We start from the raw sequence: 26,505 nt of genomic DNA, 5'->3' as shown, positions 1-26,505 counted from the left end.
CCGCGGCGACCCGGCGCCGGCGACGTCAGTCCTTCAGTACCACCGCCTGTCCGGCCACGACCAGCAGGACGTGCTCGCACTGCGCCGCCACCGCGTTGTTGAGCCGCCCCAACTCGTCACGGAAACGTCGCCCGGAGGACGTCGCGGGGACCACTCCCGAGCCGACCTCGTTGCTGACGAGCACCACCGGACGACGGGTCGCGCGGACCGCCGCCACCAACTCCTCGGTCGACTCGCGCAGTTTCCGCTGCCCGCCGCCCGCCCACGCCTCGTCGTCCCAGGCCCCGGCCCGGTCCATCGCGTCGGTCAGCCACAGCGCCAGGCAGTCGATCAACAGCGGCGGGCCGCCGTCGTTCTCCAACAGCGGGACCAGCGCGCAGGTTTCCACCGTCCGCCAGCTCGACGGCCGCCGCTCCCGGTGCAGCCCCACCCGCTGCGCCCACTCCGCGTCCCCGTCGCGGGAACCGCCCGTGGCCACGTAGACCACCTCGGGGAAGCCCGCCAACCGGCGTTCCGCCTCGTACGACTTGCCGGACCGGGCGCCGCCCAGGACCAGCGTGCGCCGCGGCAGTTCCGGCGCCGCGTGGTACTCGCCGACCGCCACCGTCGTGCCGTCCGGCACCAGCCGCGCCCCGGCCGCCGCGCACCGCCGCTCCGCCTCCCGCCCGGGCGGGGTGTCGTGGTCCAGGTGCACGGCGATCAGGTCCGTCGCCGGCCCCAGCGCGCCGCTCGCCCGCAGCCGCGCCACCGCCTCCGGCCGGCCGAGCACGTCCGCGAGGACCACGTCGTAGGGACGCTGCCCGGCCGAGCCCCCGGACTCCGGGCGCCCGGACCCCAGACCGGCCGGCGCCCCGCCCGGCGGGAGGTACAGCAGCCGGCTGCCGTCCGGCCCGGTCACCTCGTAGCCGGTGCCGGGCGTGTCCATCGGCACCGCCCGCACCCGGTGACCACTGATCACCGACAGTTCCTGCCCGTCCGGCACCCGCCCCGCCGCCGGCAGACCCGGCGGCAGCTCGACGGGGGGCCCGTCGTGCGGGTGGGTGAGCAGCACCTGCCGCACACCGGCCAGCGAATGCCCCGCGCGGGCCCCGGCCAACACCGCCCCGGGGGTCAGGTCGAGCAGCAGCGCGCCGTCCACGAGCACGGCCGTCGCCGCCCTGGAGAGGGGGCCGACGGAGACCGCGCAGGCGGCGCAGGGACAGCCGGGTCGGGGCAGTCCTTCGGGGGTACCGGTACCGAGCAGAGTGAGTTCCACCCGATGATCCTCCCGCGTCCGCGGGAGTGGTGCTCGCCCGGCTACTCTGCGGGCAGACTCAAGGCGAACAACGCGGGTGCGCGAAGGACGATCGACGCGCGAACAGCGGACGAGCAACGGAGGCGGACATGGCGTGGACGTGGCGGTTCGAGACGGCCGAGGGCAGCGAGACGACCCCGTCGGTGGTGCCGGAGGAGTTCACCACGCAGGGGGACGCGGAGTCCTGGATCGGTGAGTACTGGAAGGACCTGCTGGAGGGCGGCACCGAGAAGGTGAAGCTGTCCGACGACACGGGCACCGAGCTGTACACGATGAGCCTGCGCGAGGCCCTGGACGCCTGACCGGCGCCCGCCGCCGCGGTGTGCGGGCTCAGCCCCGCACACCGCACAGGTGCAACAGCGCCGCCACCGCGCGGTACGGGTCGGTGCGTCCGGCCCGGTCCTCGGCGGCGAGCAACCGTTCCATCTCCGCCTCGTTCGGCAGGTGGTTCCCGGCCTCGGTGCCGTCGGTGAAGACCCGCACCCCGTACCAGGCCTGGAGCGGAGCCCCGATCCCCGAGAGCGTGGCCGTCAGACCCGCCAGTCGGTCGGCGCGTACGTCCAGGCCCAACCGGTTCGTGTAGTCGACGGTGTCGAACGCCCGCAGAGCGGCGTTCCAGTCGCCGCCGAGCCCCGGTCGCATGGCGAGCGCGTCGCCGTTGCGCACCAGCAGGGACAGCAGCCCGCCCGGAGCGAGCATCCGGGCCAGCCCCGCCAGCATGGCGTCCGGCTCCGGTACGTACATCAGGACGCCGTGGCACAGCACCACGTCGAAGCTGCCCGGCACGAAGTGCGCGCCGGTCTCCCGGCCGTCGCCCTCCATCAGCCGGACCCGGTCGCGAATGCCCGCCGGCTCGCCGGCCAGCGCCTCACGGGCGACCGCCAGCATGTCGGGGTCCTGCTCCAGGCCGGTCACCTTGTGCCCGGCGCGCGCCAGGCGCAGGGCCTGGGTGCCCTGGCCCATGCCCACGTCGAGGACGCGCAGCCGCTGCCCGACCGGGAAGCGGTGCGCGATCTGTTCGTCGACCTGGCGGCCCACGAGTTCCTGCCGGACCGCGTTGCGCAGTCCGCCCAGGCCCTCCAGCCACAGTCGGGATCCCCCGGAGAAGTCGGCCACGTCGCCCCCCGACGCCCCGGATGCGGGCGTCGCTGTGCTCAGGGCCGTTCCCCGCGCTTGACCTGCGGCTTCGGCAGGCGCAGCCGGCGCATCTGAAGCGTGCGCATCAGGCCGTACGCGACGGCGCCACGCTTGGGCTCGTCCGGGAACCGCTCGTTGACGGCCTTGCGCAGACGGATGAACATGCCGATGGAGTCGAGGAGGATCAGCGCGATCACACCCATCCACAGCACCAGCGCGATGCTCTGGAGCCGCTCGACCCGCACCATGCTCAGCACGAGGATGATCACCGCCAGCGGCAGGAACATCTCGGCGACCGAGAAGCGAGAGTCCACGAAGTCGCGGACGAAGCGGCGGACGGGGCCCTTGTCGCGGGCGGGCAGGTAGCGCTCGTCGCCGTTGGCGAGGGCCTCGCGCTGCTTCGCCATCTCCACGCGACGGCGCTCACGGGCCCGCTTGGCGTCCTCCTTCCGATTGCCGGTCGAGGCCACCACTGCCTTGCGCTGCGACTGGGCCACAGCACGCTTCGGCGTCGGGCGGCCCTTCGGGGCCTGGGGGTCACGGGGCTGCGAAAGGTCGGCGCTCACCTTGTCGGTGGCGGGGGCCTTTTCTTCCTTGGAGGAACGGCTACCAAACACGAAACCAAGCCTACGTGGTCAAGGGCACGCTCCCCACCTCGGTGGGGAACGATCCGGCAACGGCGGGCGTCTTCACTTGTGCAGGGTTCTTGTGACGGGCGGGCCCCTCCGGGGATCTCCTGGGACCACCTACTCCTTACGCCTGACACGGCGGCGGCGTAGTCGTCCTGGAGGAGGAGCGCATTCGTTCTCGAACAGTGCGGTAATGGAGACAGGGCCCGTACTGTGGGTTCTGTTGGTGACCTTGAGCGAGGTCCGTCTAGAAGGGGGCGCGCGAAGCCCATGAGCGGTGTCATGAAGCGTATGGGGATGATCTTCCGCGCGAAGGCGAACAAGGCCCTTGACCGGGCCGAGGACCCGCGCGAAACCCTCGACTACTCGTACCAGAAGCAGCTGGAACTGCTGCAGAAGGTACGCCGCGGTGTCGCCGACGTCGCGACCTCCCGCAAGCGCCTGGAACTGCAGCTGAACCAGCTCCAGGGCCAGTCCACCAAGCTGGAGGACCAGGGCCGCAAGGCGCTGGCCCTCGGCCGCGAGGACCTGGCCCGCGAGGCCCTGTCCCGGCGCGCGTCGCTCCAGCAGCAGGTCAGCGACCTGGAGGTGCAGCACCAGACCCTCCAGGGCGAGGAGGAGAAGCTGACCCTCGCCGCCCAGCGCCTCCAGGCCAAGGTGGACGCCTTCCGCACGAAGAAGGAGACCATCAAGGCCACCTACACCGCGGCCCAGGCGCAGACCCGGATCGCGGAGTCCTTCTCCGGCATCTCGGAGGAGATGAGCGACGTCGGCCTCGCCATCCAGCGGGCCGAGGACAAGACGGCCCAGCTCCAGGCCCGCGCCGGCGCGATCGACGAGCTGCTGGCCTCCGGCGCCCTGGACGACCGCAGTGGCCTCGGCTCCAAGGACGACATCCAGGCCGAGCTGGACCGCCTCTCCGGCGGCTCGGACGTGGAGCTGGAGCTCCAGCGGATGAAGGCCGAACTGGCGGGCGGCCCGGCCGACCGGCAGCAGGCCATCGAGGGCGGCGCCCCGGGCGCCACCCAGCCCACCCAGACCCCGCACCGGTTCGACAAGCAGTAGGACGGGCCCGTCATGATTGTTCGCATCATGGGGGAGGGCCAGTGGGAACTGGCCGACAGCCACTTCGTCGAGCTGAACAAGCTCGACGACGAACTGCTCGCCGAGATGGAGTCCGGTGACGGCGAGGGGTTCCGGCGCACGCTGGCCGCGCTCCTCGACGCGGTCCGCAGACTCGGCGAGCCCCTGCCGGACGAGGCCCTGGAGCCGTCCGAGCTGATCCTCCCGGCGCCCGGCGCGAGCCTGGACGAGGTCAGGGAGATGCTCAGCGACGACGGCCTGATCCCGGGCTGATCCCCGGGGGCACCGGCGGTCCGCCCGTCAGTCCGGGCCCTTCTCCAGCGAGACCCGCTCCGGGTCCGGCGTCCCGCCGATGAAGTTCTCGAACCTGCGGCGCGGCGAGGCCCAGCGCCGGTCGTGATGGAAGGCGCGCAGCCCCGCCTTGGCGCGCGCCTTCGGACGGTTCGCGTAGAAGCGCTTCGCATAGGGGGAACCGGGCCGGGCGAGGCGAACCGCGCCGATCAGCGCGACGAACGGCACGACCGTTCCGAAGATCGCCGTGCGCGCCTTGCCCTTCCACAGCGCGACCAACGCCAGGCAGAAGTTGCCGGCCATGTTCATCATGACCACCCCGCGGCTCTGCCGTTCCTCGGGGGTGAGGTCGTTGACCCCGAACGGCAGGAACCCGCCGAGCATCAGCGCCACCAGCGCGGCGGTCAGGACCACGATCTCCACGCTCTTGCGGCCGTCCTCGCTCCAGTACACGTCGTCCAGGTGCAGGATCAGCGCGAACTCGTCCAGCACCAGCCCGGCGCCGATCCCGAAGAGCACGGCGGAGAGCAGCGATCCGAAGCCCTCCCGACCGCTGCTGATCGCACCGAAACCACCGATGATCACCAGGATCACGCCCGGTACGACGTGATGGATGTGCATGCCGCCCGGCGTGACGTTCTTGAACGGCCCCCGCCCCGCCCGGATCAGGCGGGTGATCACCCGGGTGATCAGGAACGACAGGACGAACGACAGCAGGGCGAGCAGCAGCGGGAGCTTGCCCGGCTCCAGGATGTTGCGGTACCACCAGTGACCCATGACACCACCTTCCACCGTGGCGGGTAATGCGCAATTCAACCCCGGCGGTGGCGGGGTAGCGTTCGCGCCGATGAAAGATTCGTTCGAAGATCCGCCGCAGTCGCCGCCGCCCGAGCGCGCCCCGCTCGTCGACGGGGTCCGCTTCGCGTTCGGCACCCTCACCGTGCTGCCCGCCCGCATCACCCGGTGGGACCGGCCGGCCGCCCGTACCGGGATGGCCTGCGCGCCGCTCGCCGGACTCGCCGTGGGTCTGCTCGCGGCCGTCCCCGGAGTGCTTCTGCTGGTCCTCGGCGGTGGGCCGCTGCTGGCCGCCGCCGTCACCGTCGCCGTGCCGGCCGCGCTGACCCGGGGGCTGCACCTCGACGGACTCGCCGACACGGTCGACGGGCTGGGGAGCGCCAAGCCCGCCGAAGAGGCGCTGCGGATCATGAAGCAGTCCGACATCGGCCCCTTCGGGGTGATCGCCCTGCTGGTGGTCTTCCTGGTGCAGGTGGCGGCGCTGGCGAACGTGTACGCCGACAGTTGGGTACGGGGCGCCCTCGCCACCGTCCTCGCCGCCGTCACCGCGCGACTCGCCATGACCCTGGCCGCCCGCGACGGGGTACCGGCCGCCCGACCCGGAGGCCTGGGCGCGGCGGTCGCGAGCGTGGTCCCCATCCGCTCGGCCGTCCTCGTCACCGCCCTCACCGTGACGGCCTGCACGGCCGCGGCCCTCCCGCTGGGGCTGCCCGCCGCGGTTCAGCACGCGGCGGCGGTACTCGTCGCCCTGCCCGTCGCCGAACTGCTCCTGCGCCGCTGCGTGAGCCGCTTCGACGGGGTCACCGGTGACGTCTTCGGCGCCCTGTCCGAGGTCGCGGCCACCGTGGTCCTCGTGGTCCTGGCCCTGGGCTGACCCCCGCGGAGCACCGTGCGGGGGACGCACGCGGCGTCGCCCCACCACCGGGCCGGATCATGGGGGACGTACCCTCGGGGGGTGGACGACACGGTGACAGGGATGCCGGGCGGCGGGCCCATCAGGGTGCTGCTCGCCGACGATCAGGCGCTGCTGCGCAGCGCGTTCAAGGTGCTCGTCGACTCCGAGGCAGACATGGAGGTCGTCGGCGAGGCCTCCGACGGGGCCCAGGCCTACGCCCTCGCCGGCGAACGACGGGCCGACGTGGTCCTGATGGACATCCGGATGCCGGGCACCGACGGGCTGGCCGCCACCCGCATGATCAGCGCCGACCCGGAACTGCGCGACGTGCGCGTCGTCATGTTGACCACCTTCGAGGTGGACGAGTACGTGGTCCAGGCCCTGCGCGCCGGTGCCTCCGGCTTCCTCGGCAAGGGCGCCGAACCGGACGAGCTGCTCAACGCGATCCGGGTCGCCGCCGCCGGCGAGGCCCTGCTCTCCCCGGCCGCCACCAAGGGGCTCATCGCCACCTTCCTCGCGCAGGGCGGCCACCCGGACGTTCCCGCCGACGGCTCCGCGCACGCCGCCCGCCTCGCCACGCTGACCGTGCGCGAGCGCGAGGTCCTCGTACTCGTCGCGGCGGGCCTGTCCAACGACGGCATCGCCGGCCGCCTGGAGGTCAGCCCGCTCACCGTCAAGACCCACGTCAACCGGGCCATGGCCAAGCTGGGCGCCCGCGACCGGGCCCAACTGGTGGTCGTCGCGTACGAATCGGGCCTGGTGCGGCCCCGCGCCGACGGCGCGCGGTAGTTCGGGGCGGCGCAGTAGTGCGGCGTACTGCGGGCGCGGTATGCCGCGCGTAAGTACGGCACCTGGGGGCGACGAAGCGGCGCCCCCGGGTGCGAAAGGCTGAGGGGCCCTCGCTTGTCCCTGACGGTGTCACCTCGCCGCCGTCACCGAATGAGAGATCATCCACCATGTCGTGGCTGTCCCGCTTCAGCCTGGCCCAGAGAGCACTGATCGGCCTCGTGTCGATCATCGCGCTCCTCTTCGGCGCCATAGCCGTCCCGCAGCTCAAGCAGCAACTGCTGCCGTCCATCGAACTGCCGATGGTGTCCGTGCTCGCGCCCTACCAGGGCGCCTCGCCCGACGTGGTGGAGAAGCAGGTCATCGAGCCGATCGAAAGCACCCTCAAGGGCGTCGACGGCATCACCGGCATCACCTCCACCGCCAGTGAGGGCAACGCCCTCGTCATGGCGACCTTCGACTACGGCGACAGCGGCACCAAGCAGCTCGTCGCCGACGTCCAGCAGGCCGTCAACCGGGCCCGCGTCCGGCTGCCCGCCGAGGTGGACCCGCAGGTGGTGGCCGGTTCCACCGACGACATCCCGACCGTCATCCTCGCCGTCACCTCGGACAAGGACCAGCAGGCCCTCGCGGACCAGCTGGAGGCCTCGGTGGTCCCCGTCCTCTCGGACATCGAGGGCGTCGGCCAGGTCACCGTGGACGGGGTACGGGACCTCCAGGTCACCGTCACCCCCGACAACGCGAAGCTCGCGGCCGCCGGCCTCGACGCGGCCGCGCTGAACAAGGGCCTCCAGGCCGGCGGCGCCACGATGCCGGCCGGCTCCTTCGACGAGGAGGGCAAGAACCGCACCGTCCGCGTGGGCGCCGGCTACACCTCCCTCGCCCAGCTGGAGGACCTGCGGCTGAGCCCCGGCCCCGGCAAGCCGGCCGTCCGTCTCGGCGACGTGGCCGCGGTGAAGCAGGAACCCGCCCAGGCCGTCTCCATCACCCGTACCAACGGCAAGCCCAGCCTCGCCCTCGTCCTGACCATGGACAAGGACGGCAGCGCCGTCGCGATCTCCGACGCCGTCAAGGACAAACTGCCCGAGCTGCGTTCCACCCTCGGCTCCGGTGCCGCCCTCGCCGTGGTCACCGACCAGGGCCCGGCCGTCGCCAAGTCCATCTCCAGCCTCACCACCGAGGGCCTGCTCGGCCTGCTCTTCGCGGTGATCGTGATCCTGGTCTTCCTCGGCTCCCTGCGCTCGACCCTGGTCACCGCGGTCTCCATTCCGCTGTCCGTGGTCCTCGCGCTGATCGTGCTGTGGACCCGCGACCTGTCGCTCAACATGCTGACCCTGGGCGCCCTCACCATCGCCATCGGCCGCGTCGTCGACGACTCGATCGTGGTCCTGGAGAACATCAAGCGGCACCTCGGCTACGGCGAGGAGCGCGAGGCCGCGATCATCACCGCCGTCAAGGAGGTGGCCGGCGCGGTCACCTCGTCCACGCTGACCACCGTCGCCGTCTTCCTGCCGATCGGCCTCGTCGGCGGAATGATCGGCGAACTCTTCGGTTCCTTCTCACTCACCGTCACCGCGGCCCTGCTGGCCTCGCTGCTCGTCTCGCTGACGGTGGTCCCGGTCCTGTCGTACTGGTTCCTGCGCGCCCCCAAGGGCACCTCGCAGGACCCGGACAAGGCCCGCCGCGACGCCGAGGAGAAGGAGGCCCGCAGCCGGCTCCAGCGCCTCTACGTGCGCGTCCTGGGCTTCGCGACCCGCCGCAGGCTGACGAGCGTGGCCATCGCCGTCGTGGTCCTCGTCGCCACCTTCGCCATGTCCCCGCTGCTGAAGACCAACTTCTTCGACCAGGGCGAGCAGGACACCCTGACGGTCAAGCAGGAGCTGGCCCCCGGCACCTCGCTGGCCGCCGCGGACGCGTCGAGCCGCAAGGTCGAGCAGGTCCTCGCCTCGGTCGACGGCGTCAAGGACTACCAGGTCACCGTCGGCTCCTCCGGCTTCATGGCGGCCTTCGGCGGCGGCACGGGCTCCAACCAGGCCTCGTACCAGATCACGCTGGAGGACTCCGGCAAGGCGGAGTCCGTCAAGGAGAGCATCGAGACCAAGCTCGCCGCGCTCGACGGCGTCGGCGACACCCGCATCATCGCGGGCGGCGGCTTCGGGAGCTCCAACCTGAGCGTGGTCGTCAAGGCCGGCGACGCCGACGTGCTGGCCAAGGCCGCCGCGCAGGTCCAGGCCGAGGTGGCGAAGCTCAAGGACGTCACCGACGTGCAGAGCGACCTCTCGCAGTCGGTGCCCCGGATCTCGGTGGTCGCCGGCCCCAAGGCCGCCGAGGCGGGCCTGGACCAGGCCGCGCTGGGCGCGATCGTCGCGCAGTCCGTCCGGGGCACCCCGGCGGGCAAGGCCGTCCTGGACGACACCGAGCGGGACATCCTCGTGCGGTCGGCGCAGCCGGCCACCACCCTGGCCCAGCTCCAGGCCCTTCCCGTCGGCCCGGTCAAGCTCGGCGACATCGCCGAGGTCAAGGTGGTCCCCGGCCCGGTCGCGATGACCCGGATCGACGGCGCCCGCGCCGCCACCATCACGGCCAAGCCGGTCGGCGACAACACCGGCGCCGTCAGCACGGAGCTCCAGAGCAGGATCAAGGCGCTGGACCTGCCCGCGGGCGCCACGGCCTCGATCGGCGGCGTCTCCGAGGACCAGGACGACGCCTTCGCCTCCCTGGCCCTGGCCATGCTCGCCGCCATCGCGATCGTCTTCATGCTGCTGGTCGCGACCTTCCGCTCGCTGGTCCAGCCGCTGATCCTGCTGGTGTCCGTGCCGTTCGCGGCGACCGGCGCGCTCGGCCTGCTCATCGTCACCGGCACCCCCATGGGCGTCCCGGCGATGATCGGCATGCTGATGCTCATCGGCATCGTGGTGACCAACGCGATCGTCCTGATCGACCTGGTCAACCAGTACCGCGCCCAAGGCCTCGGCGTCGTCGAGGCCGTCATCGAGGGCGGCCGCCACCGGCTCCGCCCGATCCTGATGACCGCCCTCGCGACGATCTTCGCGCTGCTCCCGATGGCGCTCGGCGTCACCGGCGAGGGCGGCTTCATCTCGCAGCCGCTCGCGGTCGTGGTGATCGGCGGCCTGGTCAGCTCGACGTTGCTGACCCTGCTGCTCGTGCCGACCCTCTACACGATGGTCGAGCTGTTCAAGGAGCGCCGCCGGGCGAAGAAGCGGGCCCGCCTTTCGGTGGTCCCGAGCCCCGCCCCGACCGAGGACGACGCCCCGGTCAAGGTCTGACGCCACCGCGTCCCAGGGCCCCGGTCCCCGTACGCGTACGGGGACCGGGGCCCTTCCCATGGGCGTACGGGGACCGCGGCCGCCCCGGGAACGGCGAAGGGGCGCCCGGCGGCAAGCCGGGCGCCCCTTCCTGGTGCTCGAACGACGTGTACGAAACGACGTGTACGAAACGACCCGCGTTCGAGCGGACCGCTACGGAAGCGCGAGCATGCGCTCCAGGGCGAGCTTCGCGAAGCTCTCGGTCTCCTTGTCGACCTCGATCCGGTTGACCAGGTTGCCCTCGGCGAGGGATTCCAGGGTCCAGACCAGGTGCGGCAGGTCGATGCGGTTCATCGTCGAGCAGAAGCAGACCGTCTTGTCGAGGAAGACGACCTCCTTGTCCTCGGCGGCGAAACGGTTCGCCAGACGGCGGACCAGGTTCAGTTCGGTGCCGATGGCCCACTTGGAGCCGGCCGGGGCCGCCTCCAGCGCCTTGATGATGTACTCGGTGGAACCGACGTAGTCCGCGGCCGCCACCACCTCGTGCCTGCACTCGGGGTGGACCAGGACGTTCACGCCGGGTATGCGGGCACGGACGTCGTTGACGGAGTCCACCGAGAACCGGCCGTGCACCGAGCAGTGCCCGCGCCACAGGATCATCTTGGCGTCGCGCAGCTGCTCGACGGTCAGGCCGCCGTTCGGCTTGTGCGGGTTGTAGAGCACGCAGTCGTCCAACGACATGCCCATGTCGCGGACCGCGGTGTTGCGCCCGAGGTGCTGGTCGGGCAGGAAGAGCACCTTCTCGCCCTGCTCGAAGGCCCAGTCCAGGGCCTTCTTGGCGTTGGACGACGTGCAGATCGTGCCGCCGTGCTTGCCGGTGAAGGCCTTGATGTCGGCCGAGGAGTTCATGTAGGAGACCGGCACGGTGTCGCCCGCGATCCCGGCCTCGGTCAGCACGTCCCAGCACTCCGCGACCTGCTCGGCGGTGGCCATGTCGGCCATCGAGCAGCCGGCCGCGAGGTCGGGAAGGACGACCTTCTGGTCGTCGGAGGTGAGGATGTCCGCGGACTCGGCCATGAAGTGGACGCCGCAGAAGACGATGTACTCGGCCTCCGGCTTGGCGGCCGCGTCCTTCGCCAGCTTGAACGAGTCGCCGGTCACGTCCGCGAACTCGATGACCTCGTCGCGCTGGTAGTGGTGGCCGAGGATGAAGACCTTGTCCCCGAGCTTCTCCTTGGCCGCGCGGGCGCGGGCCACCAGGTTCGGGTCCGACGGCGAGGGCAGGTCGCCGGGGCACTCCACCCCGCGCTCGCTCTTGGGGTCGGCTTCGCGGCCGAGCAGCAGCAGGGCAAGGGGCGTCGGCTGGACGTCCAAAGGCTGGGCGGTGGTCACGACACGCACCCTTTCTGTTCTGCGACTAGGTACTTCCGAGGAAGCGCTTCGACTTCTCGTCTATTTGACGTTATCTATCATAACCGCTTCACGTCAGTTTGACGATGCCCGATAGCGTCGATGTGACGAATTCGCCCCGCCCCGCAACTCTCCCGTCCGTCAGGTTCGTCCCCCCGTGCCGGTGTGCGAGCATGAATATCGAGACAAGGTGCGGGACCCGGAATGAATCCGCCATCGCGCTGGTTGCCACCGACGGCAAGAGTCCGACGTTTCCCCAGCCTCCGGCGGGGAGCCGCCCACTTCGGGAGTGAATGCAGATGTCCGTACAGGACGACAAGACCACTGTGAGCGACGGCATCCTCCTGTCCGACGCCGCCGCCGTGAAGGTCAAGACCCTGCTGGAGCAGGAAGGCCGTGAGGACCTGGCGCTGCGCGTGGCCGTCCAGCCCGGTGGCTGCTCGGGCCTGCGCTACCAGCTCTTCTTCGACGAGCGCTCCCTCGACGGCGACGTCGTCAAGGACTTCGACGGCGTCAAGGTCGTCACGGACCGGATGAGCTCGCCCTACCTCCACGGGGCCTCCATCGACTTCGTCGACACCATCGAGAAGCAGGGCTTCACCATCGACAACCCGAACGCCACCGGCTCCTGCGCCTGCGGCGACTCGTTCAGCTAAGCCTGTACGACGAGGGCCCGCGCACCGGTCGAGTACGACTGGTGCGCGGGCCCTCTCGCACGTCGGGGCTCGCCTGTCGGGATCCCGCCGCGGCGGGATCCCTCCGGCTCAGCCGCGGGGGAGCGGCTTGCCCGTGGTCGCGTCGACCACCTTCCGGTCGCCGAGCGGCTCCTTGAGGGTCACCGTCCGGGACATCTCCTCCGCGATCATGATGCAGTTCTGGCCCGGCTTGTTCGGGGTGTCGGTGATCTTCACCAGTACCGACCCGCCCTCCTCGCGCGCCTCCACGGCGTACGCGCTGCACACCCCGCCCCAGAAGTTCACGGTCAGCTTCCGGTCGGCCTCGGCGTACGAGAACCCGGGCACGGTGCGTCCACCCGTCGGCGGGACCGGCGCCGGAGCGGTGCTCTCCTCGGCCGAGGCCGGCTGGACCACCGTGTGGCCCGCCGCGCCGTCCTTGCCGGCCACCTCGAAGTGCCAGGCCGGGACCAGGCCCCGCGTACCGTCGACGGTCCCGGGCGCCAACCCGAGCACGGCGCCCCGTACGGTCTCCGTCCGCGGCGGCTTCATCGGGCGCGGCTCCGGGTTGCAGGGCAGCGTGTCGGTCGCCCCGACCGGGGTGTCCGGAGTCAGCGGCACCGAGGTCGCGCAGCCGCTCGGGCCCGTACCCGCGCCGTTCGACCCCGACTTCCCGGCGTTCAGCCGGGCCAGCGCCTCGACGGCCCCGACCACCGACTGCTCGGCGGCCCGGACCGGCGTCTTCAGTTCGCCGCTCGCCGTCACCACCCGGGAGTCCGGACCCACGCTCACCTTGCTGGACCAGCCCTGCGTCGGCAGGTCCCCGATCACCGGGTCCGCCGTCACCACCCGGGCCGAGCCCTGCGCGAGGCGGGCGTCCAGCTTCGCGCCGGCCTGACCCGCGGCGGCCAGCACCGGGGTCGCGGCGGCCTTGGCGGCCTCCTCGGAGACCGGCTTCGCGCCGGCGGAGCCCTGCGGCTCCTGCGGGTCCTTCGGGAGGGTGGCCGGCCCGCAGGTGTCCTGACCGCGCTTGCAGTCGTCCCCACCCGCGCCGTTGTCGCCGCCCGGCTGGAAGCGGTTGAACGTCCAGGTGCCGGGAGCCTTGAGGGCGACCGTCAGCCGGGGCCCGGAACCGTCGGCGCCCTCGCCGGCCAGCCACTGCCCGCCCGACAGCCGGGGCGCGCCGGTCACTCCCAACGCGCTCGCCAGCCGCGCCACTTCCTCGGAGGTCACCTCGCCCGACGCGGCGAACGTCGACGCCTTCGCCGGGGCCTCGGGCAACTTCACGTCCGCGCGGTACGTCACCCCGCCGCCGGACGGGTCCGGCTCGCCGGGGGCGATCCCCGGCCCCGACGGGGTCCCGCCCTCGCGGGCCGCCGCGGCCGTGCGCTCGTTCGTCCGCCCGGCGCCGGAACCGTCGCCGTGGGCCGTCGACGCCCAGTAGGCCGTACCGCCACCCGCGAGCAGGACGGCGGCCGCGATCGAGCCGATGGCCCAGGCCGGCCGCCGTCGTGTGGCGCGTGCTGTGTCGGGTTCTTCGCTGGTCACCGAATCGCTCCTTCACTCGTCCCGTCGTACGTGATGCGGGTGTGACGGGACAGGGGCGAAACCGGTTCCCCCCGGGGAGCGGCCGGGGCCGGACGAGCCGAAAGGGATCCCCTAGTCGCCGTACTCCGCGGTGGACGCGATCAGTCGGGCCGAGGAGGGCGGGACGCTGATGCCGTGGATCTGGGACGGTGCCACCCGGTCCGGACGCGGGCCCACCGGGACCGCCCAGTGCGGGGCCATCCGGGCGCAGTCGCCCAGCAGTCGTGCGAAACCGGGACGGATCTCGGCGTTGTGGTCGGCGTACCCGAAGCCATCGCTGTAGGTCATGAGGGCACCGTAGGCCCGGCCCGGCGGGCGAAGAAAGGCCTACTACGGGGTAGTTTCGTACGGTCGGCCTGGCGTCGGGGACCGGGTAGTTTTGAATGTCCCCCTTGCCGCCCTCCGCAGGAGCATCCACGCCGTGCGCATCGCAGTCACCGGCTCCATCGCCACCGACCACCTCATGACCTTCCCCGGCCGTTTCGCCGATCAGCTGGTCGCGGACCAGTTGCACACGGTCTCCCTCTCCTTCCTCGTGGACAACCTCGACGTACGGCGGGGCGGTGTCGGCCCGAACATCTGCTTCGGAATGGGTCAGCTCGGCAGTCGTCCCGTCCTGGTCGGCGCGGCCGGCTCGGACTTCGACGAGTACCGCGCGTGGCTGGACCGCAACGGGGTCGACACCGAGTCCGTGCGGATCTCCGAGGTGCTGCACACCGCGCGCTTCGTCTGCACGACGGACGCCGACCACAACCAGATCGGCTCCTTCTACACGGGCGCGATGAGCGAGGCCCGGCTGATCGAGCTGAAGGCCGTCGCCGACCGGGTGGGCGGGCTGGACCTCGTCCTCATCGGCGCCGACGACCCCGAGGCGATGCTGCGCCACACCGAGGAGTGCCGCACGCGCGGGATCCCCTTCGCCGCCGACTTCTCGCAGCAGATCGCCCGCATGGACGGCGACAACATCCGCACCCTGATGGAGGGCGCGACGTACCTCTTCTCGAACGAGTACGAGAAAGGCCTCATCGAGTCGAAGTCCGGCTGGACCGACGCGGAGATCCTGGCCAAGGTCGGCACCCGGGTGACGACGCTGGGCTCCCAGGGCGTGCGGATCGACCGGGTCGGCGAGGAGCCGATCGTCGTCGGCTGCCCCGAGGAGACCGCCAAGGTGGACCCGACGGGCGTCGGCGACGCCTTCCGCGCCGGTTTCCTGACGGGCCTGGGCTGGGGCGTCGGCCTGGAGCGGGCGGCGCAGGTGGGCTGCATGCTCGCCACGCTGGTCATCGAGACGCTGGGCACGCAGGAGTACACGCTGGCGCGGGCGCACTTCATGGAGCGCTTCACCAAGGCGTACGGCGACGAGGCCGCGGCCGAGGTCCGGTCCCACCTCTCGGCGTAAGGCCGCCCGACGGCGCGGCGGGAGCACTCCCGCCGCGCTCCCGGCCGTACGTCCCCGGCCGCACGGGTCAGCGCAGCCGGCGGACCGCGTACGCCACGCCCACCTCGGCCGCCGTCTCGCCCAGGTAGGCGTGGCCGCGCATCGCGCACCACGCCGGGATGTCCAGGCGGGCGACCTCGTCGTCCGACACGACCGTCACCGTGCCGCCCACCGGCACCGTCACGATCGCCCGGGCCAGTTCGATCACCGGCTGGGGGCAGCGCAGCCCCAGGGCGTCGAGGCGCACCGCGTCCGCGACCGGCGCGCACGGCTCCGGCTCGCTCACCCCGAGCTTCTCCCGGACGTCGGCCACCGCGCGCGGCAGGACCTCCAGGAAGCCGTTCACGTCGTCGGCGGTGGTCCCGGGCGGCAGGGACACCCGTACGTTCCCCTCCGACAGCACCCCCATGGCCCGCAGCACGTGCGAAGGCGTCAGGGTCGAACTGGTGCAGGAGGAGCCGGAGGACACCGAGTAGCCCGCCCGGTCCAGCTCGTGCAGCAGGGTCTCCCCGTCGACGTACAGGCAGGAGAACGTGACCAGGTGCGGCAACCGCCGGTCCGGGTCGCCGACCACCTCCACGTCCGGCACCAACCGGGCCACCCGCCTCCGGATCCGGTCCACCAGCACCCGCAGTCGGGCCGCCTCCACATCGGCCTCGGCGCGCACCGCCCGCAGCGAGGCGGCCGCCGCCACGATCGCGGGTAGATTGACGAAACCGGGGGAGCGGCCCGACTCCCTTTCGTCCGAAGGCCCTTGGGGGGAGAAACGGACCCCCTTGCGGGCGGCCAACAGCCCGACCCCGGGCGGACCACCCCACTTGTGGGCGCTCGCGGTGAGCAGCGACCACCCGCCCTCCACCCGGCCCCACGCCAGCGACTGCGCCGCGTCCACCAGCAACGGCACCCCGGCCGCGCCGCACACCTCGGCGACCTCCGCCACCGGCTGGACGGTGCCCACCTCGTGATTGGCCGACTGGAGACAGGCCAGCGCCGTGGTCGGGCCGAGCACGGCGGCGTACTCCGCCGGGTTGACCGCGCCGAAGCGGTCGACCGGCACCTCGGTGACCGTGCCGCCGCCGGCCGCGTGCACCTCGGCGGCGTGCAGTACCGAACTGTGTTCGACCGCCGACACCACCAGGTGCCCGCCGACCCGCCGGCGTCCGGCCAGGGCTCCGGCGAGGCCCGTGTGAACCGCGTGCGTCCCCGAAGGAGTGAACACCAGCTCGTCGGGGCGACAGCCCACCGCCTCGGCGGCGGCCTCGCGCGCCGCGTCCAACAGCAACCGGGCGCGGCGGCCCTCCCGGTACAGCCGGGCCGGGTCGGCCCAGCCCTCGTCCAGGGCGGCCAGCAGCGCCTGACGGGCCACAGGGTGCAGCGGGGCGGCTGAGGCGGTGTCGAAGTACGGCATCCGGCCACGCTAACCGGCGGCCGGGGACGCCCGAGGTCAGGGGCCGTCAGTTGTCCGCCGGAGTGCGCCATTCAGGGCCGGATGGCCCGTCCCCCGGACGGCGGATCCATCCCTTCGGGGTCAGTAGCGGCGCGTTGGGCACCCTCCCCGCGCGACCCCAAATAGCGTCCAGTAGGGTTTGGTCCGCATAAACATCCAAACCCCTGCCTGCGTCAGGGCCGGCGACCGACCCGAATACGGCCGCGGCCAGCCACGCGGGCCGAGACTCTCGGGAAGGCGCTACGTGAGTCCCTACGGCTCCGACCGCTCGCCGCGGCGCCCGATGCGGCGGAAGCTGCTCCAGGCGCTGACTGCGGGCGTGGTCCTGGCGACCGCCACTGGTTGCTCGTATACATGGAAAGACTTCCCTCGCCTCGGAATGCCGACTCCGGTAACTGAGGAGGCGCCGCGCATTCTCTCCCTCTGGCAGGGATCCTGGGCTGCCGCGCTGATCACGGGCATCCTGGTGTGGGGCCTGATCCTGTGGAGCGTCATCTTCCACCGGCGCAGCCGCACGAAGATCGAGGTTCCGGCGCAGACCCGGTACAACATGCCCATCGAGGCGCTGTACACCGTGGTCCCGCTCATCATCGTCTCGGTGCTCTTCTACTTCACCGCGCGTGACGAGTCGAAGTTGCTCGCCCTCTCCAAGCCCGCCCACACCATCAACGTGGTCGGCTACCAGTGGAGCTGGGGCTTCAACTACATCGAGGACGTCGACGGCGACCCCGCGACCCCGAAGCTGCCGGCCCCGTCGGTCGGAGAGGAGAAGAAGGAGGGGGCCGTCCCGGTCCCCAAGGAGCTCGCCTCCATCCCGGACCGCTTCGCCAAGGACTTCCCCAAGGGCGCCGAAGGCGTCTACACCCAGGGCGTCCCCGGTGACCGGAACCCGCAGACGGGCAACCCGGGTCCGACCCTCTGGCTCCCCAAGGGCGAGAAGGTCCGCTTCATCCTCTCGTCCAATGACGTCATCCACTCGTTCTGGGTGGTTCCCTTCCTGTTCAAGCAGGACGTCATCCCCGGCCACACCAACGTCTTCGAGGTGACCCCCTCCCAGGAGGGCACCTTCATGGGCAAGTGCGCCGAGCTCTGTGGTGTCGACCACTCCCGGATGCTCTTCAACGTGAAGGTCGTCTCGCCGGAGAAGTACCAGGCGCACCTGAAGGAACTGGCCGAGAAGGGGCAGACCGGCTTCCTGCCGGCCGGCATCAAGCAGACCGACCCGGCCCGGAACTCGGAGACGAACAAACTGTGAGCATCCTCAACGAATCTCAGGGTGCCGCCGCCGACTCGTATGAGAACGAGCTGCCGGTACGGCGCAAGCAGCCGGGCAATGTCGTCGTGAAGTGGTTGACCACCACCGACCACAAGACCATCGGCACGATGTACCTGATCACGTCGTTCGTGTTCTTCATCATCGGCGGGATCATGGCGCTCTTCATGCGCGCCGAGCTGGCCCGTCCGGGTACGCAGATCATGTCGAACGAGCAGTTCAACCAGGCGTTCACCATGCATGGCACGATCATGCTGCTGATGTTCGCCACCCCGCTCTTCGCGGGCTTCGCGAACTGGATCATGCCGCTGCAGATCGGCGCGCCCGACGTGGCGTTCCCGCGGCTGAACATGTTCGCGTACTGGCTGTACCTCTTCGGCTCGACCATCGCGGTCGCCGGCTTCGTGACGCCGAACGGCGCGGCCGACTTCGGTTGGTTCGCCTACTCGCCCCTGTCGGACGCGGTGCGTTCGCCGGGCATCGGCGCCGACATGTGGATCATGGGTCTGGCCTTCTCCGGCTTCGGCACGATCCTCGGCTCGGTCAACTTCATCACCACGATCATCTGCATGCGCGCGCCCGGCATGACGATGTTCCGCATGCCGATCTTCACCTGGAACGTGCTGCTGACCGGTGTCCTGGTCCTGCTCGCCTTCCCGGTCCTCGCCGCCGCGCTCTTCGCGCTGGAGGCCGACCGGAAGTTCGGTGCGCACGTCTTCGACGCGGCCAACGGCGGTGCCTTGCTGTGGCAACACCTCTTCTGGTTCTTCGGACACCCAGAGGTGTACATCATCGCCTTGCCCTTCTTCGGCATCATCTCCGAGGTCATCCCGGTCTTCTCGCGCAAGCCGATGTTCGGTTACATCGGCCTGATCGCCGCGACGATCGCCATCGCCGGCCTCTCGGTGACGGTGTGGGCCCACCACATGTACGTCACCGGCGGTGTGCTGCTGCCGTTCTTCTCCTTCATGACCTTCCTGATCGCGGTACCGACCGGTGTGAAGTTCTTCAACTGGATCGGCACCATGTGGAAGGGCTCGTTGTCCTTCGAGACCCCGATGCTCTGGGCCGTCGGCTTCCTGATCACCTTCACCTTCGGTGGTCTGACCGGCGTCATCCTGGCCTCGCCCCCGATGGACTTCCACGTCTCCGACTCGTACTTCGTCGTCGCGCACTTCCACTACGTGATCTTCGGCACCGTGGTGTTCGCGATGTTCTCCGGCTTCCACTTCTGGTGGCCGAAGTTCACGGGCAAGATGCTGGACGAGCGCCTCGGCAAGATCACGTTCTGGACGCTGTTCGTCGGCTTCCACGGCACCTTCCTGGTGCAGCACTGGCTGGGCGCCGAGGGCATGGCGCGTCGTTACGCCGACTACCTCGAGGCCGACGGCTTCACCGCGCTGAACACGATCTCCACGATCAGCTCGTTCCTGCTCGGCCTGTCGATGCTGCCCTTCATGTACAACGTCTGGAAGACGGCGAAGTACGGGAAGAAGGTCGAGGTCGACGACCCGTGGGGCTACGGCCGTTCGCTCGAATGGGCGACTTCCTGCCCGCCGCCGCGGCACAACTTCCTCACCCTTCCGCGGATTCGTTCCGAGTCCCCGGCGTTCGACCTGCACCACCCGGAGATCGCGGCCCTCGACCACCTTGAGGACCACGGCGCCGGCACCAAGGCCGTCACCGGTGGCAAGGAGGCCGGCAAGTGAAGATCCAGGGCAAGATGTTCCTCTGGCTCTCCTTCTTCATCCTGATCATGGCCGTCGTGTACGGCGTGTGGTCGAAGGAGCCCGTAGGCACCACCGCGCTCTTCCTGGCCTTCGGCCTGAGCGTCATGATCGGCTACTACCTGGCCTTCACGGCCAAGCGCGTCGACGAGATGGCCCAGGACAACCTGGAGGCCGACGTCGCCGACGAGGCGGGCGAGCTGGGGTTCTTCTCCCCGCACAGCTGGCAGCCGCTCTCGCTGGCCATCGGTGGCGCGCTCGCCTTCATGGGCGTCATCTTCGGCTGGTGGCTCATGTACTTCTCGGCCCCGATCATCGTGATCGGCCTGTGGGGCTGGGTGTACGAGTACTACCGCGGTGAGAACCAGAACCAGTAGCGAAAGCGGCACCCACGCACGACACCAGGGGCCCGGACACCTCGAACAGAGGAGTCCGGGCCCCTCGTTTGCAGTCACCCCGCGCGCCGTAATTGTCATATCTTCATAGCGTTAGTCCCATGAACCACTCACCGCGTCTTTGGACGGTAATCGGCTGCTCCCTGCTGGTCGCGTCCCTCGGGGCCGGCGCCACCGCCTGTGGGTCCGAAGAGGAGAACCCGCTGTCCGCCCGCCCGTTTGACGCGGGCGAGCAGGTCGCCTTCAACCAGAAAGCCGGCGGACGACCGGTGGACCACAACCGGCCGCTGGAGATCACCGCGAAGAGCGGCGGCGGCCGGATCACCGACGTCACCGTCGTGGACACCCACGGCCGCCGCCTGGCCGGCGAACTCACCGCCACCGGCGAGCGCTGGCACAGCACGGTCCCGCTGGCCGCCGGCGTCCGCTACACCGTCACCGTCAACACGGAGGACGAGAGGGGCGCTCCGGGGCAGCGCACGATGGCGTTCGACACCACACCCTCCAAAGGGGTCCTCCAGGTCGAATTCGGGCCCGAGGAGGGCAAGTACGGCGTCGGGCAGCCCATCACGGCCGAACTCAACGAGCCCGTCAAGGACAAGGCCGCCCGCGCGCTGGTCGAGCGCGGCCTGGTCGTCGACACACCGGAGGGCGTCGAGGGCGCCTGGCACTGGGTCGACGACAAGAACCTGCACTTCAGACCCAAGGAGTACTGGCCGGCCAACACCACCGTGTCCGTACGGAGCAACCTGGAGGGCGTCCGGATCACCGACGACCTCTACGGCGCCGCGGCCAAGCCGCTGAAGCTGGAGATCGGCGACCGCGTCGAGGTCACCACCGACGCCTCCTCGCACTACCTGACCTTCCGGCGCAACGGAGAAGTGATCAACACCATTCCGGTGACCACCGGAAAGCCGGGCTTCTCCACCCGAAACGGGATCAAAGTGGTCCTGGGCAAGCAGTACTTCGTCCAGATGCGCGGCGACACCGTCGGCATCGGCGGCAGCGAGTACTACAACCTGCCCGTCTACTACGCGACGCGCGTCACCTGGAGTGGTGAATACGTGCACGCGGCCCCGTGGTCCGTCGGCTCCCAGGGCTACGAGAACGTCAGCCACGGCTGCACCGGCATGAGCACGGGCAACGCCGCCTGGTTCTACGAGAACATCACCGAGGGCGACGTCGTCAAGGTGATCAACAGCATCGGCGACGACATGGACACCTTCGGGAACGGCTTCGGCGACTGGAACATGGAGTGGAAGGAGTGGCGCGAGGGCAGCGCCCTCCTCAAGGGCACGCAGGACGGTCGCAGCCCCGTCGACCAGGCCCGACTCCGCCCGCAGGTCTGAACCGGCGCGCGCGGGCGCGCGGAACCCCCCGAAAGAGGCCCTCGATCGGCCCACGGGAGCCCGTACGGGCTCCCGTGGGCCGCTTCTCCTTCGTCCCGCGCCTTTACGCGTCCAGGGCCAGCCGAGGCCGCAGCAGGCCCGCCAGGACCTCCGGGAAGTCCACCGGGTCCACCGGGAGGGTCACCGCGGCGTCCGCGCGGCTCCAGGTGGCCAGCCAGGCGTCCTGGGGGCGCCCCATGAGCAGCAGGACCGGCGGGCAGCGGAAGATCTCGTCCTTGATCTGCCGGCACACGCCCATGCCCCCGGCGGGGACGGCCTCCCCGTCCAGCACGCACACGTCGATGCCGCCCGCGTCCAGGGCGGACAGGACCGCCGGAAGGGTCGCGCACTCCAGGAACTCCACCGGCGGCAGGTCCGCGGCCGGCCTGCGTCCGGCGGCCAGCCGCACCTGCTCCCGGGTGCCCGCGTCGTCGCTGTAGACCAGAACTCGCGCAGTCGCCCGCATTTCGTTCCTCCACGTGTCCCGTGAATCACGTTGATGTTGCGCGGGATGCTACTCCGTCCGACCCGGTGTCAACATCGGTTCGCACAGCCTCGCGAGTACCCGTCCACCACCCGATCTGATGGGCCGTTCGGGCCTTGCACACGCCCCTGACACTCCGAACGGCACCCCCCGGGGTGAGGGCGGGATAAGCGACCGACATAATGTCGGTCGTGGCGACAGCAACGACAGTAGATACCGGGCACGCGCACCCGACGGTCAACCGGCCGAACCTCGTCAGCGTCGGAACCATCATCTGGTTGAGTTCCGAGCTGATGTTCTTCGCGGCCCTCTTCGCGATGTACTTCACCCTGCGATCAGTGACGGGTGCCGAGTACTGGACAGAACAGGCCTCGGCCTTGAATCTGCCCTTCTCGGCGACGAACACAACGATCCTGGTGCTCTCCTCGCTCACCTGCCAGCTCGGCGTGTTCGCAGCCGAGCGCGGTGACGTGAAGAAGCTCCGGACGTGGTTCATCATCACGTTCGTCATGGGTGCGATCTTCATTGGCGGCCAGGTGTTCGAGTACACCGAGCTGGTCAAGCACGAGGGCATGTCTCTCTCGTCCGGCCCGTACGGATCGGTGTTCTACCTGACCACCGGCTTCCACGGCATGCACGTGACGGGCGGTCTCATCGCCTTCCTGCTGGTCCTCGGCCGGACGTACGCGGCCAAGAGGTTCACCCACGAACAGGCCACGTCGGCCATCGTCGTGTCCTACTACTGGCACTTCGTCGATGTCGTCTGGATCGGCCTCTTCGCGACGATCTACCTGATCAAGTAGCGAACACGTCGCCGGGCCCGACCCGGCACTCCATCCAGAAACACCGACGCAGAAGATCCTGACACCGGGGTAATCCGTGAAAAAGCTCTCCGCACGACGACGCCATCCGCTGGCGGCGGTCGTCGTTCTACTCTTCGCGCTGGCGGCCACTGGGGGGCTTTACGCCGCCTTTGCCCCCGCGGGCAAGGCGCAGGCCGATGAAACCGCCCAGTCCCTCGCCATCGAGGAGGGCAAGAAGCTCTACGCCGTGGGCTGCGCAAGCTGCCACGGAACCGGCGGTCAGGGTTCCTCTGACGGCCCGAGCCTGGTCGGCGTCGGCTCCGCGGCCGTCGACTTCCAGGTGAGCACGGGCCGCATGCCCGCCCAGCAGCCCGGCGCCCAGGTGCCGAAGAAGCCCGTGATCTACTCGCAGGCCCAGATCGACCAGCTGGCCGCGTACATCTCGTCTCTCGGCGCCGGCCCGATCACGCCGACCGAGAAGCAGTACGACCCGGCAGGGGCCGACATCGCCAAGGGTGGTGAACTGTTCCGCAACAACTGCGCGCAGTGCCACAACTTCACCGGCGAGGGCGGCGCCCTGACGCACGGCAAGTACGCCCCCAACCTTGAGGGCGTCGAGCCGAAGCACATCTACGAGGCCATGCTCACCGGCCCGCAGAACATGCCCTCCTTCCCGGACAGCACCATGCCGGAGAAGCAGAAGAAGGACATCATCGCGTACCTCCAGAACGTGAACGGCGAGAAGTCGAACAGCCCCGGTGGTCTCAAGCTCGGTGGCCTCGGCCCCGTGTCCGAGGGTCTGTTCGGCTGGATCTTCGGTCTGGGTGCGTTGATCGCTGTCGCCGTCTGGGTCGCGGCCCACACCGCTAAGGCCAAGAAGTCATGAGTAGCCAAGACATTCCCGAAGAGAAGCACCTGCCGAGCGAGCAGGGCGACGCGCACCACGGTGGCGTAGCGGTCGCGGACGATCCGTTCGCCGACCCGGGCCTTCCGGTCCACAAGCCGCGCATCCAGGACATCGACGAGCGGGCCGCCAAGCGGTCCGAGCGTACGGTCGCGATGCTGTTCACGCTGTCGATGCTGGCCACGATCGGCTTCATCGCCTCGTACGTGGCCATCCCGATCGACAAGATCGTCTACATCTTCCCCGTCGGGAAGGTGAGCGGCCTGAACTTCGCCCTGGGTCTGACCCTGGGCGTGGCCCTCTTCTGCATCGGCGCGGGCGCGGTCCACTGGGCCCGCACCCTGATGTCCGACGTCGAGGTCGCCGACGAGCGGCACGCCATCGCCTCCCCGCCGGAGGTCAAGGCGAAGGTCCTCGCGGACTTCGCCGACGGCGCGCGCGAGTCCGACATCGGTCGACGCAAGCTGATCCGCAACACGATGTTCGGCGCGCTGGCCCTGCTGCCGCTCTCCGGCGTCATCCTGATGCGCGACCTGGGCCCGCTGCCCGAGGACAAGCTCCGCAAGACCATGTGGGCCAAGGGCAAGCTGCTCATCAACGACAACACGAACGAGCCGCTGCGTCCCGAGGACGTCATCGTCGGTTCGCTCACCTTCGCCCGGCCGGAAGGCCTGGAGGAGGAGCAGCACGACTTCCAGACCCAGATCGCCAAGGCCGCCCTGATGATCGTCCGCATCCAGCCGGACGACATCAAGGACAAGCAGGAGCTGGAGTGGTCCCACGACGGGATCGTCGCCTACTCCAAGATCTGCACCCACGTCGGCTGCCCGATCAGCCTGTACGAGCAGCAGACGCACCACGTGCTCTGCCCGTGCCACCAGTCCACCTTCGACCTCTCCGACGGCGCCCGAGTCATCTTCGGCCCGGCTGGTCACGCGCTTCCGCAGCTGCGGATCGGCGTCAATGACGAAGGTTTCCTCGAGGCGCTCGGCGACTTCGAAGAGCCCGTCGGTCCTGCTTTCTGGGAGCGCGGATGAGCACTGCCACCACTGACACCAGCGCGCGCAAAGCGCCCGCCGGCGAGCGCGTAGCGGACTGGGCGGACGGTCGCCTGGGCATCTACGGCCTCGCCAAGGCGAACATGCGCAAGATCTTCCCGGACCACTGGTCCTTCATGCTGGGTGAGATCTGCCTCTACGCCTTCGTCATCATCATCCTCACGGGTGTGTACCTGACGCTGTTCTTCCACCCGAGCATGAACGAGGTCGTGTACCACGGCTCGTACGTGCCGATGCAGGGCGTCCAGATGTCCGAGGCCTTCGCCTCGACCCTGGACATCAGCTTCGACGTCCGCGGCGGTCTGCTCATCCGGCAGATCCACCACTGGGCGGCGCTGATCTTCGTCGCGGCCATGGTCGTGCACATGATGCGCGTCTTCTTCACGGGTGCGTTCCGCAAGCCCCGCGAGGTCAACTGGATCTTCGGCTTCCTGCTGCTGGTCCTCGGCATGTTCACCGGTTTCACCGGTTACTCGCTGCCGGACGACCTGCTCTCGGGTACCGGTGTCCGCTTCATGCAGGGCGCCATCCTGTCGGTCCCGGTCGTGGGCACCTACCTGTCGATGTTCCTCTTCGGCGGGGAGTTCCCGGGCGGCGACTTCGTCGCGCGGTTCTACTCGGTCCACATCCTGCTGCTGCCCGGCATCATGATGGGCCTGTTGGTCGCCCACCTGATCCTGGTCGTGTTCCACAAGCACACCCAGTACGCCGGCCCCGGCAAGACGAACAAGAACGTCGTCGGCATGCCGCTGCTGCCGGTCTACATGGCCAAGGCCGGGGGCTTCTTCTTCCTGGTCTTCGGTGTCATCGCGGCCATCGCGGCGCTCGCCTCGATCAACCCGATCTGGGCGCTCGGCCCGTACCGCCCGGACCACGTGTCCACCGGCGCGCAGCCCGACTGGTACATGGGCATGCCGGAAGGCCTGATCCGAGCCATGCCGGGCTGGGAGATCAACCTGTGGGGCCACACCCTCGTCCTGGGCGTGTTCATCCCGCTGCTGCTCTTCCCGCTGGTGCTGGGCGCCATCGCCGTCTGGCCGTTCATCGAGTCCTGGGTCACCGGGGACAAGCGCGAGCACCACATCCTGGACCGCCCGCGCAACGTCCCGACCCGTACGGGCTTCGGTGTCGCCTGGATCGCGGAGTACATCGTGCTCCTCATCGGCGGCGGCAACGACATGTTCGCCCAGTACTTCCACCTGTCGATCAACTCGATCACCTGGTTCGTCCGGATCGGCTTCTTCGTCGTCCCGGTCCTCGCCTTCATCGTCACCAAGCGGATCTGCCTCGGCCTTCAGCGCCGGGACCACGACAAGGTGCTGCACGGTCGCGAGACCGGTGTCATCAAGCGCCTGCCGCACGGTGAGTTCGTCGAGGTCCACGAGCCGCTCCCGCAGTCCCAGCTGCACACGCTCACCGCGCACGAGCAGTACCGACCGATCGAGCTGGGCCCGACGGTCGACGAGAACGGTGTCGAGCGCAAGCTCACGGCCGCGGAGAAGCTCCGCGCGAAGCTCAGCAAGGGCTTCTACGCGGAGAACAACCAGATTCCGAAGCCCACGGTGGAGGAGTACAAGGAGATCCAGAGTGGCCACGGCCACCACTGATCCCGCGTGAGCGTTTGACCGCACCCGCATGAGGGATTGATTTCGGTCAATCCTGGTGTCGCCACGGCGAGAGCCCCGTCCAGACCCTGGACGGGGCTCTTTGCCGTCCTGCGCGGCTGGATAGGCTGAGACCC

Annotated in this window: 25 protein-coding genes; 16 read left to right on the top strand and 9 right to left on the bottom strand. The window is 69.9% G+C overall.

The annotated features are described in order from the left end of the window. Window positions 1-25 precede the first annotated feature (25 nt). Window positions 26-1,255: a bifunctional adenosylcobinamide kinase/adenosylcobinamide-phosphate guanylyltransferase gene (locus OHA84_RS11730; RefSeq protein ID WP_053676084.1), complete on the bottom strand. Its 1,230-nt coding sequence runs from the start codon at window positions 1,253-1,255 to the stop codon at window positions 26-28. 128 nt (window positions 1,256-1,383) lie between these two features. Here OHA84_RS11730 and OHA84_RS11725 point away from each other — a divergent pair, with 128 nt between their 5' ends. Continuing rightward, on the top strand, window positions 1,384-1,596 hold the full coding sequence (locus OHA84_RS11725) for a hypothetical protein (RefSeq protein ID WP_053676083.1): 213 nt from the start codon (window positions 1,384-1,386) through the stop codon (window positions 1,594-1,596). Between the two features lie 28 nt (window positions 1,597-1,624). Here OHA84_RS11725 and OHA84_RS11720 read toward each other — a convergent pair whose 3' ends face one another. Together OHA84_RS11720 and OHA84_RS11715 are read right to left on the bottom strand one after the other, a co-directional pair. Next, window positions 1,625-2,368, bottom strand: a complete 744-nt coding sequence (locus OHA84_RS11720) for a class I SAM-dependent methyltransferase (RefSeq protein ID WP_107089097.1) — start codon at window positions 2,366-2,368, stop codon at window positions 1,625-1,627. Between the two features lie 80 nt (window positions 2,369-2,448). Then, window positions 2,449-3,048, bottom strand: a complete 600-nt coding sequence (locus tag OHA84_RS11715; protein WP_078998457.1) for a DUF3043 domain-containing protein — start codon at window positions 3,046-3,048, stop codon at window positions 2,449-2,451. A 282-nt stretch (window positions 3,049-3,330) separates the two neighbouring features. Here OHA84_RS11715 and OHA84_RS11710 point away from each other — a divergent pair, with 282 nt between their 5' ends. Together OHA84_RS11710 and OHA84_RS11705 are read left to right on the top strand one after the other, a co-directional pair. Beyond that, entirely contained in the window at window positions 3,331-4,125 is a 795-nt protein-coding gene (locus tag OHA84_RS11710) for a PspA/IM30 family protein (protein ID WP_078998455.1), read from the top strand. 12 nt (window positions 4,126-4,137) lie between these two features. Beyond that, window positions 4,138-4,416 carry a hypothetical protein gene (locus OHA84_RS11705; RefSeq protein ID WP_053676080.1) on the top strand — a complete coding sequence of 93 codons (279 nt, stop codon included), beginning with the start codon at window positions 4,138-4,140 and terminating at the stop codon, window positions 4,414-4,416. Between the two features lie 27 nt (window positions 4,417-4,443). Here the strand turns inward: OHA84_RS11705 and OHA84_RS11700 are convergent, their stop codons facing one another. After that, window positions 4,444-5,211 (bottom strand): hypothetical protein, encoded by a 768-nt coding sequence (locus OHA84_RS11700; RefSeq protein ID WP_053676079.1) that lies wholly within the window; start codon window positions 5,209-5,211, stop codon window positions 4,444-4,446. A gap of 70 nt (window positions 5,212-5,281) precedes the next feature. On the opposite strand from OHA84_RS11700, the gene OHA84_RS11695 reads away from it, so the two are divergent. From OHA84_RS11695 to OHA84_RS11685, 3 genes are all read left to right on the top strand, one after another. Continuing rightward, window positions 5,282-6,103 (top strand): adenosylcobinamide-GDP ribazoletransferase, encoded by an 822-nt coding sequence (locus OHA84_RS11695; RefSeq protein WP_266971836.1) that lies wholly within the window; start codon window positions 5,282-5,284, stop codon window positions 6,101-6,103. Window positions 6,104-6,205: 102 nt separating this feature from the next. Next, window positions 6,206-6,913, top strand: coding sequence for a response regulator transcription factor (locus tag OHA84_RS11690; RefSeq protein ID WP_053676077.1), 708 nt, complete (start codon window positions 6,206-6,208; stop codon window positions 6,911-6,913). Between the two features lie 167 nt (window positions 6,914-7,080). Beyond that, window positions 7,081-10,197, top strand: coding sequence for an efflux RND transporter permease subunit (locus tag OHA84_RS11685; RefSeq protein WP_266971838.1), 3,117 nt, complete (start codon window positions 7,081-7,083; stop codon window positions 10,195-10,197). Between the two features lie 192 nt (window positions 10,198-10,389). On the opposite strand, the gene nadA is transcribed toward OHA84_RS11685, so the two are convergent. Next, window positions 10,390-11,577, bottom strand: a complete 1,188-nt coding sequence (gene nadA, locus OHA84_RS11680) for a quinolinate synthase NadA (protein ID WP_053676075.1) — start codon at window positions 11,575-11,577, stop codon at window positions 10,390-10,392. Between the two features lie 308 nt (window positions 11,578-11,885). Here nadA and erpA point away from each other — a divergent pair, with 308 nt between their 5' ends. Beyond that, window positions 11,886-12,242 (top strand): iron-sulfur cluster insertion protein ErpA, encoded by a 357-nt coding sequence (erpA, locus tag OHA84_RS11675; protein WP_053676136.1) that lies wholly within the window; start codon window positions 11,886-11,888, stop codon window positions 12,240-12,242. Window positions 12,243-12,350: 108 nt separating this feature from the next. Here the strand turns inward: erpA and OHA84_RS11670 are convergent, their stop codons facing one another. Both OHA84_RS11670 and OHA84_RS11665 read right to left on the bottom strand, forming a co-directional pair. Further along, complete coding sequence (locus OHA84_RS11670) at window positions 12,351-13,808, bottom strand: hypothetical protein (protein WP_266971841.1); 1,458 nt, start codon at window positions 13,806-13,808, stop codon at window positions 12,351-12,353. A 111-nt stretch (window positions 13,809-13,919) separates the two neighbouring features. After that, window positions 13,920-14,135: a hypothetical protein gene (locus OHA84_RS11665; RefSeq protein ID WP_053676073.1), complete on the bottom strand. Its 216-nt coding sequence runs from the start codon at window positions 14,133-14,135 to the stop codon at window positions 13,920-13,922. Window positions 14,136-14,268: 133 nt separating this feature from the next. Between OHA84_RS11665 and OHA84_RS11660 the strand changes: the two genes are divergently transcribed. Continuing rightward, window positions 14,269-15,246: a carbohydrate kinase family protein gene (locus OHA84_RS11660; protein WP_053676072.1), complete on the top strand. Its 978-nt coding sequence runs from the start codon at window positions 14,269-14,271 to the stop codon at window positions 15,244-15,246. 67 nt (window positions 15,247-15,313) lie between these two features. On the opposite strand, the gene OHA84_RS11655 is transcribed toward OHA84_RS11660, so the two are convergent. After that, the gene (locus OHA84_RS11655; RefSeq protein ID WP_266971843.1) at window positions 15,314-16,693 is read right to left on the bottom strand and encodes a cysteine desulfurase/sulfurtransferase TusA family protein; all 1,380 of its coding nucleotides are present in this window, start codon (window positions 16,691-16,693) and stop codon (window positions 15,314-15,316) included. A 283-nt stretch (window positions 16,694-16,976) separates the two neighbouring features. On the opposite strand from OHA84_RS11655, the gene OHA84_RS11650 reads away from it, so the two are divergent. From OHA84_RS11650 to OHA84_RS11635, 4 genes are all read left to right on the top strand, one after another. Continuing rightward, entirely contained in the window at window positions 16,977-17,987 is a 1,011-nt protein-coding gene (locus OHA84_RS11650) for a cytochrome c oxidase subunit II (protein ID WP_053676070.1), read from the top strand. Next, window positions 17,984-19,714, top strand: coding sequence for a cytochrome c oxidase subunit I (gene ctaD, locus OHA84_RS11645; RefSeq protein ID WP_053676069.1), 1,731 nt, complete (start codon window positions 17,984-17,986; stop codon window positions 19,712-19,714). Before OHA84_RS11650 ends, ctaD begins: the two co-directional genes overlap by 4 nt. Further along, the gene (locus OHA84_RS11640) at window positions 19,711-20,109 is read left to right on the top strand and encodes a cytochrome c oxidase subunit 4 (protein ID WP_053676068.1); all 399 of its coding nucleotides are present in this window, start codon (window positions 19,711-19,713) and stop codon (window positions 20,107-20,109) included. The genes ctaD and OHA84_RS11640 overlap by 4 nt, the downstream gene beginning before the upstream one ends. A gap of 119 nt (window positions 20,110-20,228) precedes the next feature. After that, window positions 20,229-21,476: an Ig-like domain-containing protein gene (locus OHA84_RS11635; protein ID WP_053676067.1), complete on the top strand. Its 1,248-nt coding sequence runs from the start codon at window positions 20,229-20,231 to the stop codon at window positions 21,474-21,476. 103 nt (window positions 21,477-21,579) lie between these two features. Here the strand turns inward: OHA84_RS11635 and OHA84_RS11630 are convergent, their stop codons facing one another. Further along, window positions 21,580-21,981 (bottom strand): hypothetical protein, encoded by a 402-nt coding sequence (locus OHA84_RS11630; RefSeq protein WP_053676066.1) that lies wholly within the window; start codon window positions 21,979-21,981, stop codon window positions 21,580-21,582. A gap of 200 nt (window positions 21,982-22,181) precedes the next feature. Here OHA84_RS11630 and OHA84_RS11625 point away from each other — a divergent pair, with 200 nt between their 5' ends. The 4 genes from OHA84_RS11625 (at window position 22,182) to OHA84_RS11610 (ending at window position 26,371) form a co-directional block, all read left to right on the top strand. Beyond that, the gene (locus tag OHA84_RS11625) at window positions 22,182-22,802 is read left to right on the top strand and encodes a heme-copper oxidase subunit III (protein ID WP_053676065.1); all 621 of its coding nucleotides are present in this window, start codon (window positions 22,182-22,184) and stop codon (window positions 22,800-22,802) included. A gap of 76 nt (window positions 22,803-22,878) precedes the next feature. Beyond that, a complete protein-coding gene (locus tag OHA84_RS11620; protein WP_053676064.1) occupies window positions 22,879-23,688 on the top strand; it encodes a c-type cytochrome in 810 nt (269 codons plus the stop codon). Next, window positions 23,685-24,743: a ubiquinol-cytochrome c reductase iron-sulfur subunit gene (locus OHA84_RS11615; protein ID WP_053676063.1), complete on the top strand. Its 1,059-nt coding sequence runs from the start codon at window positions 23,685-23,687 to the stop codon at window positions 24,741-24,743. The genes OHA84_RS11620 and OHA84_RS11615 overlap by 4 nt, the downstream gene beginning before the upstream one ends. Beyond that, window positions 24,740-26,371: a cytochrome bc complex cytochrome b subunit gene (locus tag OHA84_RS11610; protein WP_053676062.1), complete on the top strand. Its 1,632-nt coding sequence runs from the start codon at window positions 24,740-24,742 to the stop codon at window positions 26,369-26,371. Before OHA84_RS11615 ends, OHA84_RS11610 begins: the two co-directional genes overlap by 4 nt. Window positions 26,372-26,505 lie beyond the last annotated feature (134 nt).

The organism is Streptomyces sp. NBC_00513 (genome assembly GCF_041431415.1).
GTDB lineage: Bacteria > Actinomycetota > Actinomycetes > Streptomycetales > Streptomycetaceae > Streptomyces.
This window is presented reverse-complemented; position numbering and strand designations above follow the sequence as displayed.